Origin of the sequence: Salinispora tropica CNB-440 (genome assembly GCF_000016425.1) — a bacterium.
In the GTDB taxonomy this organism is placed as follows: Bacteria; Actinomycetota; Actinomycetes; order Mycobacteriales; family Micromonosporaceae; genus Micromonospora; species Micromonospora tropica.
The window spans coordinates 4,076,235-4,092,435 of the sequence record NC_009380.1 but is presented as its reverse complement, the minus strand read 5'-3'; the positions used below and the strand labels follow the sequence as shown (position 1 = coordinate 4,092,435).

At 69.5% G+C, this 16,201-nt stretch carries 15 protein-coding genes, 1 tRNA gene and 1 pseudogene; 11 read left to right on the top strand and 6 right to left on the bottom strand.

Annotation, left to right across the window (positions count from 1 at the left end):
* Window positions 1–33: 33 nt before the first annotated feature.
* Window positions 34–1,131: a 3-deoxy-7-phosphoheptulonate synthase gene (locus STROP_RS17955; RefSeq protein ID WP_028565758.1), complete on the bottom strand. Its 1,098-nt coding sequence runs from the start codon at window positions 1,129–1,131 to the stop codon at window positions 34–36.
* A 309-nt stretch (window positions 1,132–1,440) separates the two neighbouring features.
* On the opposite strand from STROP_RS17955, the gene STROP_RS17950 reads away from it, so the two are divergent.
* The 9 genes from STROP_RS17950 (at window position 1,441) to STROP_RS17910 (ending at window position 10,878) form a co-directional block, all read left to right on the top strand.
* Entirely contained in the window at window positions 1,441–2,592 is a 1,152-nt protein-coding gene (locus STROP_RS17950) for an alkaline phosphatase PhoX (RefSeq protein WP_012014776.1), read from the top strand.
* Between the two features lie 125 nt (window positions 2,593–2,717).
* The gene (locus STROP_RS17945) at window positions 2,718–4,007 is read left to right on the top strand and encodes a M16 family metallopeptidase (protein WP_012014775.1); all 1,290 of its coding nucleotides are present in this window, start codon (window positions 2,718–2,720) and stop codon (window positions 4,005–4,007) included.
* Window positions 4,004–5,350, top strand: a complete 1,347-nt coding sequence (locus STROP_RS17940) for a M16 family metallopeptidase (protein WP_012014774.1) — start codon at window positions 4,004–4,006, stop codon at window positions 5,348–5,350. The genes STROP_RS17945 and STROP_RS17940 overlap by 4 nt, the downstream gene beginning before the upstream one ends.
* A gap of 81 nt (window positions 5,351–5,431) precedes the next feature.
* The gene (locus STROP_RS17935) at window positions 5,432–6,457 is read left to right on the top strand and encodes an aspartate-semialdehyde dehydrogenase (protein ID WP_012014773.1); all 1,026 of its coding nucleotides are present in this window, start codon (window positions 5,432–5,434) and stop codon (window positions 6,455–6,457) included.
* Between the two features lie 83 nt (window positions 6,458–6,540).
* Window positions 6,541–6,978 (top strand): PPOX class F420-dependent oxidoreductase, encoded by a 438-nt coding sequence (locus tag STROP_RS17930; protein ID WP_012014772.1) that lies wholly within the window; start codon window positions 6,541–6,543, stop codon window positions 6,976–6,978.
* An 82-nt stretch (window positions 6,979–7,060) separates the two neighbouring features.
* Window positions 7,061–7,477, top strand: coding sequence for a CBS domain-containing protein (locus STROP_RS17925; protein ID WP_012014771.1), 417 nt, complete (start codon window positions 7,061–7,063; stop codon window positions 7,475–7,477).
* 141 nt (window positions 7,478–7,618) lie between these two features.
* The gene (locus STROP_RS17920) at window positions 7,619–7,990 is read left to right on the top strand and encodes an SCP2 sterol-binding domain-containing protein (RefSeq protein ID WP_012014770.1); all 372 of its coding nucleotides are present in this window, start codon (window positions 7,619–7,621) and stop codon (window positions 7,988–7,990) included.
* The gene (locus STROP_RS17915) at window positions 7,990–10,047 is read left to right on the top strand and encodes an amylo-alpha-1,6-glucosidase (protein WP_012014769.1); all 2,058 of its coding nucleotides are present in this window, start codon (window positions 7,990–7,992) and stop codon (window positions 10,045–10,047) included. The genes STROP_RS17920 and STROP_RS17915 overlap by 1 nt, the downstream gene beginning before the upstream one ends.
* A gap of 102 nt (window positions 10,048–10,149) precedes the next feature.
* Entirely contained in the window at window positions 10,150–10,878 is a 729-nt protein-coding gene (locus STROP_RS17910) for a lysophospholipid acyltransferase family protein (protein ID WP_012014768.1), read from the top strand.
* A gap of 71 nt (window positions 10,879–10,949) precedes the next feature.
* Here STROP_RS17910 and STROP_RS17905 read toward each other — a convergent pair whose 3' ends face one another.
* Complete coding sequence (locus STROP_RS17905; protein ID WP_012014767.1) at window positions 10,950–11,492, bottom strand: dihydrofolate reductase family protein; 543 nt, start codon at window positions 11,490–11,492, stop codon at window positions 10,950–10,952.
* 120 nt (window positions 11,493–11,612) lie between these two features.
* Entirely contained in the window at window positions 11,613–12,584 is a 972-nt protein-coding gene (locus STROP_RS17900; RefSeq protein WP_012014766.1) for a YHYH protein, read from the bottom strand.
* A gap of 128 nt (window positions 12,585–12,712) precedes the next feature.
* Between STROP_RS17900 and STROP_RS17895 the strand changes: the two genes are divergently transcribed.
* A complete protein-coding gene (locus STROP_RS17895; protein ID WP_018831513.1) occupies window positions 12,713–13,246 on the top strand; it encodes a hypothetical protein in 534 nt (177 codons plus the stop codon).
* A 163-nt stretch (window positions 13,247–13,409) separates the two neighbouring features.
* On the opposite strand, the gene STROP_RS17890 is transcribed toward STROP_RS17895, so the two are convergent.
* The 3 genes from STROP_RS17890 to STROP_RS17880 all read right to left on the bottom strand — a co-directional run bounded on the left by STROP_RS17890 (window position 13,410) and on the right by STROP_RS17880 (window position 15,095).
* Window positions 13,410–13,482, bottom strand: a tRNA-Arg gene (locus STROP_RS17890).
* Between the two features lie 85 nt (window positions 13,483–13,567).
* Entirely contained in the window at window positions 13,568–14,605 is a 1,038-nt protein-coding gene (locus tag STROP_RS17885) for an alpha/beta hydrolase (protein ID WP_012014764.1), read from the bottom strand.
* Window positions 14,606–14,705: 100 nt separating this feature from the next.
* The gene (locus tag STROP_RS17880) at window positions 14,706–15,095 is read right to left on the bottom strand and encodes an HPF/RaiA family ribosome-associated protein (protein ID WP_012014763.1); all 390 of its coding nucleotides are present in this window, start codon (window positions 15,093–15,095) and stop codon (window positions 14,706–14,708) included.
* 301 nt (window positions 15,096–15,396) lie between these two features.
* On the opposite strand from STROP_RS17880, the pseudogene STROP_RS17875 reads away from it, so the two are divergent.
* Window positions 15,397–16,153: pseudogene (locus tag STROP_RS17875) on the top strand (single-stranded DNA-binding protein).
* Window positions 16,154–16,201: the final 48 nt, after the last annotated feature.

Sequence of the window (16,201 nt, the reverse complement as noted above, 5' to 3'; positions counted from 1 at the left end):
GAGGCCGTACCCCGTAAACCACCCGCCCGGCGATCAGACAGGGGTGACGGCCGGAGCCCGCCGTCGGGTGCGCACGGCGGCGGCCAGGTCGGCCAGGACCTCCTCGGTGGTGTCCCAGCCGATACAGGCGTCGGTGATCGACTGCCCGTAGGTCAGCTCGCGGGTCGGGTCCAGGTCCTGCCGACCTGCGAGCAGGAAGCTCTCCAGCATGACGCCGACGATGCCGTGCTGGCCTCCGGCGAGTTGGGCGGCCACGTCGGCGGCGACGAGCGGCTGGTTACGGTGGTCCTTGCCGCTGTTGGCGTGGCTGGCGTCGATGACCAGCCGTTCGGGAAGCCCGGCGTCGCGCAGCAGCGCCAGCGCGTCCGTCACCGATTCGGCGTCGTAGTTCGGCTGGTTGCCGCCACCGCGCAGCACCAGGTGGCCGTCGGTGTTACCGCGGGTGTGCATGATCGCTGGGGTGCCGGAGGCGTCGATGCCGGGGAAGACGTGCGGCACGCCGGCCGCCCGGATGGCGTCCGTCGCGGTGGAGATGCTGCCGTCGGGACGGTTCTTCATTCCGATCGGCATCGACAGGCCGGAGGCGAGCTGGCGGTGCACCTGGCTCTCCACGGTCCGGGCGCCGATCGCGCCCCAGGCCACCGTGTCGGCGATGTACTGCGGGGTGATCGGGTCCAGGAACTCGCAACCGACCGGGAGGCCCAGGCGCAGCACGTCGATCAGGAGCGCACGGGCCCGGCGCAGGCCCGTGTTCACATCACCGGAACCGTCCAGTCCCGGGTCGTTGATAAGCCCCTTCCAGCCGACGGTTGAGCGCGGCTTCTCGAAGTAGACCCGCATCACCACGAGTAGGTCGTCGGCGAGCCGATCGGCGAGCTCGCGGAGCCGGTGAGCGTAGGCGAGGGCGGCGACCGGGTCATGTACCGAACAGGGGCCGACTACCACCAGGAGGCGGTCGTCGGCGCGGTCCAAGACTCGGCCGACGGCCCGTCTGCCAGTGAGTACGGCCGAGGTGAGCGAACTGTCCAGGGGCAGCTCGTGGTGTAGCAGTGCCGGGGTGGTCAGCGGCACCACACGGTCGATCCGCTGGTCGCTGATCCGGTTCGTCTCGGAGGTGGTCACGGTGGGCATCCCTTCGCCGACCGTGCCCGGGGCCGGTGCCCGGGGAGAGCCGGCTGCTCGTACGCAAAAAGGCAGGAGCGGAAGCTCCTGCCTTGCCGGCTCTGTGCGGGTGACGTCAGCTCACGATGAGGTCACCGGCGGGAGAGCCGGCTGCCTAAACCATCGATACGCGCGTGTCACGTCGGCGAGTCTACCCGACTCGACGGCAACGGCCACCCGCCCGTACCGAAAAGCTCATCTCATTTTTACCATCTTCGATGGCGATATCGGTAGCTTCGTGGCAGCAGCGACCGGCCACTCCCTCTCCCGGAGGTTTTGATGGATCGTCGTACTCTGCTCCGAGCTGGCGTCGCCGGTGGCGCCGCGGCCTTCTCCGGCAGCCTCTGGGCTGGTGCCGCGCTGGCCGACCCCGCCCAGCCCGGCGAGAGCCCCTACGGACCCCTTCAGTCGGCCGACGCCCTGGGCATCCAGCTACCCGTGGGATTCGCCAGTCGGGTGGTGGCCCGGTCCCGGCAGTCCGTTACTGGTACCGCATACACCTGGCACGACGCGCCCGACGGCGGCGCCTGCTTCGCCGCCGGTGCCGGCTGGATCTACGTCTCGAACTCGGAGATCACTCCCGGTGGTGGCGCGTCGGCGATCCGATTCGACGCCGACGGCAGCATCGCCTCGGCCTACCAGATCCTGTCGGGCACCCGGCAGAACTGCGCGGGTGGGGCGACACCGTGGGAGACGTGGCTCTCCTGCGAGGAGGTCCGCCGCGGCTACGTCTACGAGACCTACCCCCAGGGCGGCGCGACCGCCATCCGGCGAGACGCGATGGGTCGGTTCAAGCACGAGGCCGCGGCCTGCGACCCGGACCGACAGGTGATCTACCTCACCGAGGACGAGAGTGACGGCTGCCTCTACCGGTTCCGGCCGATGACCTGGGGGGACCTTTCGGCCGGCACCCTGGAGGTACTGGTGGCGGGCACCGCCACCAGCGGCCCGGTGGCCTGGGCCCCGGTGCCCGACCCGGACGGCTGGCCGAGGTACACCCGAGACCAGGTCTCCGGGGCGAAGCGGTTCAACGGCGGTGAGGGCTGCTGGTACGCCGACGGGACCTGTTGGTTCACCACGAAGGGGGACAACCGGGTCTGGGCCTACGACGCGGTCAACGAGCGCATCGACCTGGCGTACGACGACTCGTTGGTCTCCGGCACCGCACCGCTGACCGGGGTGGACAACATCACGGGTACCCCCGGCGGTGACCTCTACGTCGCCGAGGACGGTGGCAATATGGAGATCAACATCATCACACCGGACGAGGTCGTCGCCCCGTTCCTGCGGATCACGGGTCAGTCCTGGTCGGAGATCTGCGGTCCGGCGTTCTCCCCCGACGGCACGCGGTTCTACTTCTCGTCCCAGCGCGGAACCTCCGGATGGTCCTCCGGTGGCATCACCTACGAGGTGCGCGGCCCGTTCCGCTGAGCGAGTCGGCGGGGCTCGCGGTTGAGTCGGTGCGTCGGGCCTCGCCCCGCGGCTCAGGCCGACGTGTCGGGCCCCGCCCCGCGGCGTACCGTCCGTGCGCCCCGGAGATCGGATAGCGTCCTCCCATGCCCGACAGCGGTTTTCCCTGGCCCATCGAGACAACCCGACTGGACAACGGCCTGCGCGTGGTGGTGAGCGAGGACCGCACCGCCCCAGCCGTGGCCGTGAACCTCTGGTACGACATCGGCTCCCGACACGAGCCGGAAGGGCAGACCGGCTTCGCCCACCTCTTCGAGCACCTGATGTTCGAGGGCTCGACGAACGTGGCGAAGACCGAGCACATGAAGCTCATCCAGGGGTGTGGGGGGTCACTCAACGCCACCACCAACCCCGATCGCACCAACTACTTCGAGACGGTCCCCGCCGAGCACCTTGAGCTGACTCTCTGGCTCGAGGCCGACCGGATGGGCGGGTTGGTGCCGGCGCTGACCCAGGAGACGCTGGACAACCAGCGTGACGTGGTCAAGAACGAGCGGCGGCAGCGCTACGAGAACGTCCCGTACGGCGACGCGTGGCTGCGGCTGCTGCCGCTGCTCTACCCGCCGGGTCACCCGTACCACCACGCGACGATCGGCTCGATGGCCGACCTGAACGCCGCCGACCTCCCCACCTTCCAGGCGTTCCACCGCGCGTACTACGCCCCGAACAACGCTGTCCTCACAGTCGTCGGCGACACCTCCGCCGTCGAGGTGTTCGCCCTGGCCGAGAAGTACTTCGGCGCGATCCCACCCCGCCCGGAGATCCCGGCCGCGCCGGACGGCCAGCACGTTCCCGGCATCGGCGCGGCGACGACGGAGACGGTCGTCACCGAGGTTCCCGCGCCCCGGGTGTACGTCGCGCACCGTACCCACCCGTTCGGCACCGCCGGCTACGACGTGACCAGTGTGCTTGCCACCGTTCTCGGTAGCGGGCGGGGCAGCCGGCTCTACCAACGGCTCGCCGACGGGGAACGGATCGCGCAGCCGGACCTGGTCGGGGCGTACGGGGTGGACCTGGCATACGCCCCGGCGCCGTTGATCGCCACGGCCACCGCCCGCCCCGGAGTGCCGGCCGAGCGGTTGGCCGCCGGGTTGGGCGAGGTTGTTGACGAGCTGGCCACGGTCCCGGTCACCGCAGCGGAACTGGACCGGGCCAAGGCGCTGATCAGCACCGCCTGGTGGCGGCAGATGTCCACGGTGGAGGGCCGTGCCGACACCCTTGGCCGGTACGCGACACAGTTCGGCGACCCGCGCCGGGCGGCCGAGCGGCTGCCGGCGCGGCTGGCGGTGACCGCCGAGCAGATCACGGCGGTGGCCGCCGAGGTGCTCGCCGCCGACCGGGTGACCCTGACCTACCTGCCCGAGGAGAGCTCATGACGCTGATCAGCACCCGGCCCGGTCCGGGAGTCGCCCGCCCGTATCGGTTTCCGCAGGTGGTCCGGCGCAGTGTCGCGGGTGGACAGTTGGTCGCCGCACACCTGCCGGGGCAGTCGCTGGCGGTGGCGCTGCTGTTGCTCGATGCCGGCGCCGGTCGCGAACCACGGGGGCGAGAGGGGCTGGGCGCGGTGCTCGCCAAGGCCCTGGAGGAGGGGACAGCGCAACGGGACGCGACGGCCTACGCACTGGCCATCGAGGCGCTCGGCACCGAGCTGGTGGCCGGGCTGGACTGGGACTCCTTCCAGGTGAGCGTGCAGGTCCCGGTGGATCGGCTGCCCGCCGCGGTGGAGCTGTTGGCCGAGGCGGTGCGTACGCCCCGGCTGGAACCGGCCGATGTCCGGCGGGTTCGTGACGACGAGGCGACCGCCCAGCGAATGGACTGGGCGAATCCGGGTCCGCGGGCCGATGCCGCGCTGCGGGCGGACCTGTTCGGCGCCGAGAACCGCTGGGGCCAGCCGCTGTACGGCGATCCGGACACGGTGGCCGCCCTGGATGTCGAGGACATCCGCATCTTCCATTCGGAGTGGTTCCTTCGGCCGGGGACTCTGATCGTCGCCGGCGATCTGGAGCGACTCGACCTGGACACACTGTGCGCGACGGCGTTCGCCGGCACCGGTGGCGGTCCGGTGGACCGGGGCGGTCCGGTCGAGGTCGCCCCCCGCGACGGACGCAAGATCATCCTGGTGGACCGGCCGGGTTCGGTGCAGTCGACGCTGCGGCTCGGGCATCCGTCGCCGCACCGCGCGCATCCCGATCATGTGCCGATGCGGCTCGCCGGCACCGTTCTCGGCGGCGCCTTCACCTCCCGGCTCAACCACCTGATCCGTGAGGTGCGGGGCTACACGTACGGGATCCGGGGCGACTTCGCGTCGTCTCGCCGGTTCGGGCGGTTCGCGGTCAGCTCCGGCGTGCAAACCGCAGTGACCGCGCCCGCGTTGGTCGAGGCGGTCGGCGAGATCGCCCGTACCCAGCAGACCGGGGTGACCGATCCGGAGCTGGCGGTGGCCCGCTCCTGGCTGGCCGGCCAGCTCTCGGTCGAGTTGCAGACGCCCCGGGCGATCGCCGCGGCGCTGACCACGTTGGTTGTCCACGACCTGCCAGACGATCACCACGCCCGGCTACGCGAGTCGCTGCTCGCCGCCGATGTCGAGGAGGTCTCGGCCGCCGCCGCCGCGCACCTGCACCCGGAGGAGCTGACGCTGGTGATCGAGGGTGACGCCGCCCTGATCCGGGCCGAGCTGGCGGCGACCGGCCTGGGGGAGGTCGTTACCAGCACCCGCTGACCGGCCGCCGCCCGGATCGCCAGGTCCGGGCGGTGGGAAAGGGTTCCCGGTTGGCGGGCGCGGCTGGGTAGCCTCGCGGGCATGAGGATCGGCATTGTGGGGGCCACCGGCCAGGTCGGTGGGGTAATGCGACAGGTGTTGGCGGAGCGGGAGTTCCCTGCGGAACAGGTTCGGCTGTTCGCCTCCGCGAGGTCGGCGGGGCGGACCCTGCCGTGGCGCGGCGGCGAACTGATGGTGGAGGACGCTGCCGCCGCCGACTACTCGGGGCTGGACATCGTTCTCTTCTCGGCCGGCAAGGACACCGCCCGGGAGCTGGCCCCCCGGGTCGCCGAGGCCGGAGCCGTGGTGATCGACAACTCGTCGGCATTTCGGATGGACCCGGCGGTGCCGCTCGTCGTCGCCGAGGTGAACCCGCATGCCGCCCGGCAGCGGCCCCGAGGGATCATCGCCAACCCGAACTGCACCACGATGGCCGCGATGCCGGTGCTGCGTCCGCTGCACGCCGAGGCGGAGCTGGTGAGTCTCGTCGTCTCGACGTACCAGGCGGTCTCCGGTGCCGGCCTCTCCGGCGTGGCTGAGCTGGACGAGCAGGTCCGGAAGGTGGCCGAGCACGCCAGCGGCCTCACCTTCGACGGCGCGGCCGTGGACTTCCCGGTGCCCCGGTCCTTCGCACAGTCGATCGCGTTCAACGTGCTCCCGCTCGCCGGATCGATCGTTGACGATGGATCCGAGGAGACCGACGAGGAGCAGAAGCTGCGGAACGAGAGCCGCAAGATCCTTGAGATCCCCGAGCTCAAGGTCTCCGGCACCTGCGTCCGGGTGCCCGTCTTCACCGGGCACTCGCTTCAGGTCAACGCTCGCTTTGCCCGGCCGATCACCCCGCAGTGCGCCCGGGAGTTGCTGGCCGACGCGCCCGGCGTCGCCCTCTCCGAGGTGCCCACGCCGTTGCAGGCAGCCGGTCAGGACCCGACCTACGTGGGCCGAATCCGTGCCGACCAGACCGTCGAACACGGTCTGGCCCTTTTCTGTGCCAACGACAACCTGCGGAAGGGGGCGGCGCTCAACGCCGTGCAGATCGCCGAACTGGTCGCCGCCGAGCGCGCCTGAGCCGGCTTCGTCGGCGCCGTCCATGCTCCCCGCGGGCGGCGCCGACGTGTTTGGATTGTGGTGACCCGACGAGGGAGGTAACCGTGACTGACCAGAGCCAGGCGCCGCTGCTCGAGCTCATCGCGGGGCACCGGATGGGTGTGCTGGCGACGCTGCGGCGGGACGGGCCAGCGCAGCTCTCCACCGTGCTCTACGAGTACGACCCGGCGGCCGGGCTGATCCGGATCTCGGTCACCGACGGCCGCGCCAAGGTCGCCAACCTGCGCCGGGATCCGCGGGTCAGCTTCCACGTCAGCAGCGCCGACGGCTGGGCGTACGCGGTCGCCGAGGGGCGAGCCGAGTTGACTCCGGTCGCCGAGCAGGCGGGCGACGCCACGGTTGAGGAGCTAGTCGCCCTCTACCGCGCGATGCAGGGTGAACACCCCGACTGGGACGACTTCCGCCGGGAGATGGTGGCGCAGCGCCGGCTGGTGCTGCGGCTGCACGTCGAGCGCGTCTACGGCCTGCCTCCGCGCGGCTGAGCAGCATCCCTATCGCGTCCGGGCTCGTTACCTGCCGCCTCGTGGGGGTAGTCCGCGGTGCCGACAGCGAGAGGGGAGCACCATGACAACGGTCGGAGAGTTCATGACGACCCGGTTGGTGACGATGGATGGCAACGACACGCTCATCGCGGCCGCCCAGGAGATGCGGGACTGCGCGATTGGGGATGTCGTGGTAACGGACGGTGAAAACGTCGTTGGTATCGTGACAGACCGTGACATTGCCGTCCGGGCGGTGGCGGAGAACATGAACCCAGCCTCGACCCGGTTGAACGAGATCACCACCCGGGATGTGATCACGGTCAGCCAGTACGACGACGCCGTCGCCGCCGCCGACCTGATGCGGACGTACGCGGTGCGCCGCCTGCCGGTGGTCGAGGACGGGCAGCTGATCGGCCTGGTCTCGATGGGGGACCTGGCAGTGGAGCGCGAACCGCAGTCGGTACTCGCGGACATCAGCGCGGACGACCCGAACAACTAGCGCGGCCCGGCCCACGATCTCACCCGATCCGGGCGAGGTTGACCGCGTCCGGATCGGGGACCCGTGCGTGGAGGTGACGCACGCCGTCCGGACGCCACGGGCGCCCAGCCGCGTGGAGGGTACCGGTGGGAGGGGAGACCCATGTCGGAAGCGACCACGGCCTTCTTCAAGGATCTCGAGCGACGGGGCTACGAGCCGCTGTTGATGAAGACCACCGGGACGGTGCGGTTCGACCTGCACGAGGGGGCGCACACCACGCACTGGTTCGTCCGGATCGACCGGGGGCAGTTGCGGGTGAGCCGGGAGGATCTCAAGGCCGACGCGACCATCGGGCTCAGCCCGGCGCTCTTCGAGGAGCTGGCCGCCGGTCGGAAGCACGGCATCGCGGCCAGCCTGCGGGGTGACCTGACGGTCAGCGGCGATCCGCGACTCTTCGTCCAGGTAGAGCGGCTCTTCCCCGGCGACCCGCACTCGCGTGGGCCCCGCCCAGCCTTCGAGCGGGAGGTTCGGTGATGCCGAGCAACACCGTGCGCATCCTCGACGGCAACACCTTCGTGGTCTCCGAGGAGACCGGGGACATCGAGGCGACCCCGACCGAGCCGACCGGTCTCTTCTCGCTCGACACCCGCTTTCTGTCCACCTGGGTGCTGACGATAAACGGTGAGCGGCTCAACCCGCTCTCCTACGACGACCTGCAGTACTACGAGGCGCGGTTCTTCCTGGTGCCGGGGGCGGCGACGCACTATGTGGACGCCAAGCTCTCAGTCGTCCGGGAACGGGCGGTGGGGGGAAGCTTCCGGGAGACGCTCACCATTCTCAATCACGACGAGAACCCGGTCGAGCTGGAGGTCCGGATGGAGGCGGCAGCCGATTTCGCCGACCTGTTCGAGATCAAGGACGAACTGCTGAGTAAGAAGGGCGAGATCTACACCGAGGCCGAGTCGGACCGGCTGCGGCTGGGCTACCGGCGCGGCAACTTCCGGCGAGAAACCATGATTACCTCGTCGGTGCCGGCGCGGTTCGACGAGGGGGGCTTCACGTACACCCTCCACCTTTCGGCGAACGAGCAGTGGGTGGCGGACATCGACGTCCGAACCCTGACGCTCGGCCCCGGTGGCCGGGACCTGCGAATGGGCCTCCGGGCGCACAGTGCCGAGCGGCTCGCCCTGCAACAGGACCTCAAGGAGTGGATCGCCAACGCCCCCACGGTCAACAGTGAACGCGAAGATCTGACCACGACGTACCACCGCTGTCTGGTCGACCTGGCGGCGCTGCGCTTCGTCCCGTTCTCACTGGGTGGGGCGGCGCTACCGGCTGCCGGTCTGCCGTGGTTCATGACCATGTTTGGCCGGGACAGCATCCTGACCTGCCTGCAGGTGCTGCCGTTCACCCCGGAGCTGTCCAAGACAACGCTACAGATCCTCGCCGCCCTCCAGGGCACCCGCTGTGACGACTTCCGGGAGGAGGACCCGGGCCGGATCCTGCACGAGATGCGGTACGGCGAGACGGCGGCCTTCGAGGAGCAGCCACACTCGCCGTACTACGGTTCGGTGGACGCGACCCCGCTGTTCATCGTGCTCCTCGACGAGTACGAGCGGTGGAGTGGGGACGCCGACCTGGTACGCGCATTGCAGGTCGAGTGCCGGGCCGCGCTGAAGTGGATTGACAACTACGCCGACCTGGTTGGTAACGGCTACATCTGGTACGAACGACGCAACACCGATACCGGGCTGGAGAACCAGTGTTGGAAGGACTCCTGGGACTCCATCTCCTACCGTGACGGCACGCTGCCGCCGTTTCCCCGCGCCACGTGTGAGGTTCAGGGATACGCCTACGACGCGAAGGTGCGCGCGGCTCGGCTGGCCCGCGAGTTCTGGGACGATCCAGCGTTTGCCGAGCAGTTGGAGCGGGAGGCGGCGGACCTCAAGGAACGGTTCAACCGGGAGTGGTGGGTGGAGGACGGTGGGTACTACGCGCTCGCCCTGGACCCGGACGGCCGGCAGTGCGACGTGCTCAGCTCCAACATCGGGCACCTGCTGTGGAGCGGAATCGTTGACGACGAGCGAGCACCGAGAGTCGCCGAACACCTGGTCGGGCCACGGCTCTTCTCTGGCTGGGGCGTTCGGACGCTGGCCAAGGGGGAGGCCCGATACAACCCGATCGGCTATCACAACGGCACCATCTGGCCGTTCGACAACTCGTTCGTGGCCTGGGGTCTCCGCAAGTACGGCTTCGCGGAGGAGGCGGCGACGGTCGCCAGCGGCATCCTCGATGCCGCCCGCTACTTCGACGGCCGGCTTCCGGAGGCGTTCGGTGGCTACCCACGGGAGCTGACCAAGTTCCCGGTCGAGTATCCGACCGCCTGTACGCCCCAGGCCTGGTCCACCGGCACCCCGTTGTTGCTGCTGCGGACAATGCTCGGACTGGAGCCACACCAGGGCCACCTGGCTGTTGAGCCGCGCCTACCGGTGGGGATGGGTCGGATCGAGGTGCTGGACATCCCGGGTCGGTGGGGTCGGGTGGACGCGTTCGCCCGAGGCCGGCTCGACCTGCGCCAGCGCGGCGACTGAGGGAGCGGGCCCCGCCCGATCCAACCGTGGGGCCGGTAGCCGGGAAGAAACCTGGGGCTTCCACCTACCGGGCGGTCACCCTGACCGGGGTAAGGTCAGCGGATGCCGGAACTCGTGTATCCGCCCGTGATCGCCGCCGCTAAGACGATGTTCCGGGTCCTCGACCTGAAGATCACCATTGAGGGCGCCCACCACGTTCCACGTACCGGTGGCGCTGTCCTCGCCAGCAACCACGTCAGCTACCTCGACTTCATCTTCTGCGGCCTGGGTGCGCGGGAGTCGAAGCGGTTGGTCCGGTTCATGGCCAAGAAGTCCGTGTTCACGCACCGGATCTCCGGGCCACTGATGCGGGGGATGCGGCACATCCCGGTCGACCGCCGGTCCGGAACCGGCTCCTACGTCGAGGCAGTCACCGCGCTGCGGCAGGGCGAGGTGGTCGGCGTCTTCCCCGAGGCGACGATCAGCCGTTCCTTCACCGTCAAGCATCTCAAGAGCGGCGCAACCCGGATGGCCCGGGAAGCCAACGTGCCGGTGCTGCCGATGGCGGTCTGGGGAACCCAGCGGCTGTGGACCAAGGGGCGGCCACGCACCCTCAACCGGCGGCACACCCCGATCACCATCCTGATCGGAGAGCCGATGGATCCGGCTGCCTACCCGGACGCAAACGCAATGACCGCCGACCTGGCCGAGCGGCTGAGCGCCCTGGTTGACCGGAACCAACGCGAGTACCCGGAGAACCCGGCCGGCCCCGACGACACCTGGTGGCTCCCGGCGCACCTGGGCGGCAGCGCACCCACCCCCGCCGAGGCGGTCACCCTGGATCGCTCCTGAGGCGTCGCAGGGGTCACCGTCGCCCGGCGGCAGCCCGGGCCAAGCTGGGTTGGGCCGGTGGTAGTGGTGCGTCAGCGGGCGAGTTGATAGTCGGCCAGCACGGCGCCGGAGGGGGTTCCCTCAAGCCGCAGCAGATTCCACTGCCGTAGCTGCTCGTCACCCTCACCGAGCAGTCGCCGCCCGGAGCCCAGTACCGCCGGGGCGATGACGAGCCGGAGTTCGTCGACCAGATTGTCCGCCAGTAGTGACTGGGCGAGGCGAATACTGCCGTGGACGCCGATGTCGCCACCCGGACGCTCCTTGAGCCTGCGAACGAGATCGGCGACCGGACTTGAGACGACCGTGGTGTTGGCCCACGGCACTGTCGGAGTCGCCGAGCTGAGCAGGAACTTCGGCACCTCGTTGATGAAGTCGGCGAAGGGCTGCTCCTCCGCCGTCGGCCAGTACGGCGCCCATTCGTCGTAGGTCCGTCGGCCGAGCAGCACGGTGTCCTGACTCTTGATCGTCCGGGCGAGGTTGGCGTACATCACCTCGTCGAAGTCGAAAATGTAGCGGTCGGGTGACTCCACCACCCCGTCCATCGACATCAGCGTGTAGAGCACGAGCTTGCGCATGGAATCTCCCTCGGCCGTCAGGTCGGATGACTGATTGTCGAATTCCGGTATGACAAACGGCTCAAGGACGCACGGGTGGCGGCATCGCCGACGACGGCCATCGATGAATCTGCTCCTCGACTATCGAGGCCCACCCCCGCGTCCCGAGTGGCGGAAGCTCTCCGCGAGGGTGCCGACGAACTGTCGTGGGATGAACGGGAACGCGTCGGTGAGGACGTAGTAGTAGGTGCCGTCGGGATACTCGGGCGTGACCCCGCGTCGACCATTGGCCACATCGAGCAGGCCGTGGCCCGTCACGAACTCGAAGTCCTCGGTGTAGGTGCCGTCGTACGCTCCGCCCGGGCCGTCCGGTCGCAGACCGGAGCGGAGTCGGTACGAGGAGGTCAACTCGGTGATGCCGGAGGTCGGGTCCATCGCGTCGCGGTAGCCGAATCCCGCGTAGACGGGGAAGCCGTCGCCGGCCCAGCCGAGCAGCGGGGAGTGGCGGCTCGCGTCCTGTTGACCGGCGAGAGCCGTGGGTAGGCCGTGGTAGTGGTAGGCCCCGGTCGGCTGGACGTGGGCGTTGTTGTCGTCCAGCCCGAGGGTTGCCGTGGGCCCGATCGCCTCGATCGTCCAGCCGGACGCCGGGTCCCGTCGGTACCACTCGGCGGCGAGGGGGTCGAAGGGGACTCCGTTGATCGCGATGCCGAAGGGCTGCGGCAGGACCAGCCTGGTGACGCTACTGGCCGGCGTTCCGTGCAGCGGAAGCTGGAACTCGTACGTCTGGGCCGAGACGGTGTGGGGGTTGTTGGCGTTCGGGAAGCTACCCCTCGGATGGTTCGGCAGTCCGTTGGCGCGGATGATTCGACTGTCCCCGGTGACCGTCACGTCGATCTGGGTCCCGGTGGCGCTGTCGGCGATCGAGTAGCTGCCCGTCAGCTCGGTCGACACCGGGATGGTCGGTGTGTCGACGGAGGCGGCCGACGTCGAGGGGTCGTTGACCCCGGTGACCGTCGTACGGCCACACGCCGAGACCCCGAGGGCGGCGGCGAGCCCACCGAGCAGGAAGACGCGACGGGTGGGTCGACCAGAACCGGATCGAGGAGAAGTCATGACAGCACTGTGGCCGCTGATTTCAGGTATCGGCTGTGCGCTACCTGTGGCTCGGCTGAAAATGAATTGTTATCGCTCGATCGACTCGTTGTGATTGTCTGGTGACCGTCGATGCTCATGCTGGTGGGATGCGACGGACGGTGGTGCTGGTACTGATAAGTGCGTTGGCACTGGCCGGGCTGACCGGATGCATCCCGGCTACCGAGGGCGCGGTCGGCGTGCGGCTGGACGCCGACGGCCGGTTGGTCGGGGTGTTCGATTGGTGCCGGGGGAAGGCTGGGACCGACGCGATCATCCTTTATCTCCGCAGGAACGACGGCGGGGTCACCGACAAGGTGATCCAGCTTGAGCGGAATCCCGGTCGCGGTGCCCACACCACGGAGGAAATCGTGCTGCTCGATCCGGCGGCGGGCTGGCAGACGAAGCTGACGCCACCACCCTCCTTAGATGACGGCCAGATCTACGAACTGCGCGCATGGAATACAAACGACGACGTAGTGGAAAGCTTTCCGTTCTGGATCAGCGAGTTGCGCGGCCAGCCCGGCTCCGCCACGATCCTTACCAAGCGGTGGGAGGGCGGGGAGGATGGCGGCTACGTCGCCGCGTTTCACACGCCCGAAGAATTTGATCGCTACGCCGACACGGTGGTGTGCGGCGGCTGAAGGGGTTACCCGTGACCCGGTCGGCAGCTCCTGATCTCTGGTCGGGGCGCCAAGCGCGCCCCGGGCTCACCTCGGGCTCACAGGGGGCGAGAGTATCGGAGGGTTCCAGTAGGAATGATCGCAAGAAGGGTAAGAACAGCAGGTCAAGCCTGCTGCATGAGAGTGCGCCCGGCAGGATTCGAACCTGCGGCCTTGGGATTAGAAGTCCCCTGCTCTATCCGCTGAGCTACGGGCGCGTGTCGCGGAATGTCGCCCGAGAAGGGTACCGCCGTGGGCGAGGGCGGCGGGGGAGCGGGTGGTGGCGGTCGCGTCCGGCGGCGGTCAGGTCTGCGGTGCCGTCGACTTCGCCTCCGCGGGCTGGCGGGGCGTCGGCGGCGCCGTCTGCGCCGTCGGGTGTCCGCCGCCCGCGGTCCCGGCGCCGAGGAATCCGTTGGCCCATCGTCCGACCTCCGTCAGGACCGTGTCGCGGACAGCGGGCGCGGAGAGCGTGAGGTCGTGCAGCCCGCCGTCCACCCGGAGCAGGGTGACGTGCCGGCCGAGTCGGGGCGCCCAGCGTGCCATGTGCTCCACATCCAGCACCGAGTCGGCGCTGGCGGCGGCCTCCCGCCATTTCAGCCCCTTGAAACTGCGCGCCGAGGCGGCCACGAGCATCGGTGCCGGGACGCTCAGCCCGGCACGGAGCTGTTGTTGGCCGCGCCGGATCGCCGCCAACCAGCCCGCCCGGATCGGGAATCCGCCGAGCGGCTTCCAGGCGAGGTCGTAGCTCCACTCGCCATGGTGGTTGGCGTGCAGGCTCTCGCCGTAGACGGTGCCGAGGCCGTGGGAGAGGACGCGCTTGGGTGCCCGGTGGGCCAGGCGTGCGACGGCCGCCGCCCCGGGCCGCCGCAGCACCCAGGGGAGGTTCAGGTCGAAGAAGGGGCTGTTGAGGAAGAGCCCGTCCACCACGCCGGCGTCCCGTCGGGCGTGCGCCCAGAGCGAGATGATCAGGCCGCCGGTGGAGTGGCCCATGCCGAGTAGAGTGTCGTGCCCGTCGTCCGATCTGATGATCTTCGCGGCGGCGTCCAGCTCCGGGAAGTAGTCATCGAGGTCCAGGCAGAAGTTCGCCGTCTGGTGCGGGAGCAGGCTGCGACCGTACTTGCGCAGGTCCAGGGCGTAGAAGTCCCAGCCCTGGGCGGCGAAGTAGTCAGCGACGTGGGTCTGAAAGAAGTAGTCGACATATCCGTGCACGTGGAGCACCGCACGGTTGGTGGGCCGCTCGGCGCGGCGGCGCACCAGGGTCGCGACCACCGGCCCCTCGTCGTCGGTGCCCAGGTCGATCGTGTGCCGCTCGTAGGGCGGCCCCAGCACGTCGGGTTCCACAACAGCGACGGTACGCCGGCCAGCTACCGGACGGTAGCCCTCCTCCGCGTGTCCTGCCGGAGGAGGGCGGGTACGTCTGAGCTGGTGGCGGCGCGGACCGTCAGTCGTCGGTGTCCTGCGCTGCCCTCGGCGGCGGGCTGGTGTCGCGTAGGTGTTTGTTGTGACGGGGCTCCTGTCGGGTCTTCGCGTCGTTGAGGCGGCGTCGCAGGTCGTCCCGGACGTCGTTGAGTGCCGCGTGCAGGTCCTCCTCCGCGGAGGTGGTGACGATCTTCTGCCGGCCGGCGATCCAGCACTCCAGGGTGACCTTTTGACCCTTCGTCTCCCGGTTCTTGACCGACACCTCCAGCTCGGTGGCGTCGGCGTGGAAGGCGGCGAGTCGGGAATCGAGCATGCCGAACTGGTCGGCGATCCAGGCTCGATCGCCCTGCGCGAAGCCGGCCCCCACCCGGAGGCACTCGTGGACCGTGGCCGGATTGGTGACCCCGCTCATGACTGCGCCTGGCCGGTGCCGGTGGTGATCGTCATCATGGTCACTGACCCCTTCATCCGGTTACTTCCCGTTGATCCAGGTATACCCAGTTACTTCCCGTCCGGAACATGGTCAATTCTGCTGCTTGCCCTCGCTGCTGTCCCAGGGCCAGAGGCCCTAGCACACCGGGACTTTGAACAGGTTGTTGTCCACACCCTGCCCCGTTGTCCACAGCTCACCCCGGCGAGATGGCAGCGCAGGACGGGGCCGGCCAGGCTCAGGCCGAGCAACTCGCGATGACACTCTGACCCCGGGAGAGACGATGTTCGACACGCACGTCACGGTGATCGGCACCGCCGTGACCGCCCCCGAGTGGCGGCGCACCACCCAGAGCCAGACCCTGGTGGCCAACTTCAAGGTGGCCTCCACCGCACGTCGCCTCGACCGCGAGAGCGGTCGCTGGGTCGATGGCAACAGCCTTCGCCTGCGGGTCAACTGCTGGCGTCGGCTCGCCGAGGGGGTCGCGGCGTCGGTGATGGTCGGCGACCCAGTGATCGTGTCCGGGCGCCTCTACACCCGGGACTGGACCGACGATGCCGGTAGCCACCGAACCCACTACGAACTGGAGGCCGTCGCGGTCGGCCACGACCTGTCCCGCGGCCGAGGTCGGTTTCTGCGAAACCGGCCGGCGACCACGACCAGTAACACGGCGGATCCCACAGCGGATCCGCGGGTGCCCGGTGAGCAGACCGAGTCGGCGTTGTCCGCCCCCGCCGACCGGCAGGTCGACGAGGAAGTCGAGCTGGCCGCACCCCACGACCACCCGACCGCTGCCGGTGCCGACGTGGACCCCCTGGACGATCCGACCGCTGAGGCGGACCGGGGCGACGCTGCTTCTGGTCAAACCGACGGGTTCGTCTCCGCCGGGAGTCCGGGTGGGCCAGCGGAGCCGACCGATGGGGCCAGCCGAGCCGATGCGGCCGGCCAGAGGCGCCGAGCCGGCACCCGGCGGTAGCCAGGTTCGACGGGGCTGCGGGCGGGTGCTCGCCTGCGGCGGCCCAGTCGCGGGTGGGCGGTAGGTGCCCGGCGTGAAGGTCCGGTGGTGGAAAGACGCGACGGGGGCGGGG

Excerpts from the sequence above, each read along its gene's own strand:
- STROP_RS17955 (WP_028565758.1), bottom strand. The coding sequence starts at position 1,131 with ATGCCCACCGTGACCACCTCCGAGACGAACCGGATCAGCGACCAGCGG.
- STROP_RS17950 (WP_012014776.1), top strand. The coding sequence starts at position 1,441 with ATGGATCGTCGTACTCTGCTCCGAGCTGGCGTCGCCGGTGGCGCCGCG.
- STROP_RS17945 (WP_012014775.1), top strand. The coding sequence starts at position 2,718 with ATGCCCGACAGCGGTTTTCCCTGGCCCATCGAGACAACCCGACTGGAC.
- STROP_RS17940 (WP_012014774.1), top strand. The coding sequence starts at position 4,004 with ATGACGCTGATCAGCACCCGGCCCGGTCCGGGAGTCGCCCGCCCGTAT.
- STROP_RS17935 (WP_012014773.1), top strand. The coding sequence starts at position 5,432 with ATGAGGATCGGCATTGTGGGGGCCACCGGCCAGGTCGGTGGGGTAATG.
- STROP_RS17925 (WP_012014771.1), top strand. The coding sequence starts at position 7,061 with ATGACAACGGTCGGAGAGTTCATGACGACCCGGTTGGTGACGATGGAT.
- STROP_RS17920 (WP_012014770.1), top strand. The coding sequence starts at position 7,619 with ATGTCGGAAGCGACCACGGCCTTCTTCAAGGATCTCGAGCGACGGGGC.
- STROP_RS17915 (WP_012014769.1), top strand. The coding sequence starts at position 7,990 with ATGCCGAGCAACACCGTGCGCATCCTCGACGGCAACACCTTCGTGGTC.
- STROP_RS17910 (WP_012014768.1), top strand. The coding sequence starts at position 10,150 with ATGCCGGAACTCGTGTATCCGCCCGTGATCGCCGCCGCTAAGACGATG.
- STROP_RS17905 (WP_012014767.1), bottom strand. The coding sequence starts at position 11,492 with ATGCGCAAGCTCGTGCTCTACACGCTGATGTCGATGGACGGGGTGGTG.
- STROP_RS17900 (WP_012014766.1), bottom strand. The coding sequence starts at position 12,584 with ATGACTTCTCCTCGATCCGGTTCTGGTCGACCCACCCGTCGCGTCTTC.
- STROP_RS17895 (WP_018831513.1), top strand. The coding sequence starts at position 12,713 with ATGCGACGGACGGTGGTGCTGGTACTGATAAGTGCGTTGGCACTGGCC.
- STROP_RS17880 (WP_012014763.1), bottom strand. The coding sequence starts at position 15,095 with ATGAGCGGGGTCACCAATCCGGCCACGGTCCACGAGTGCCTCCGGGTG.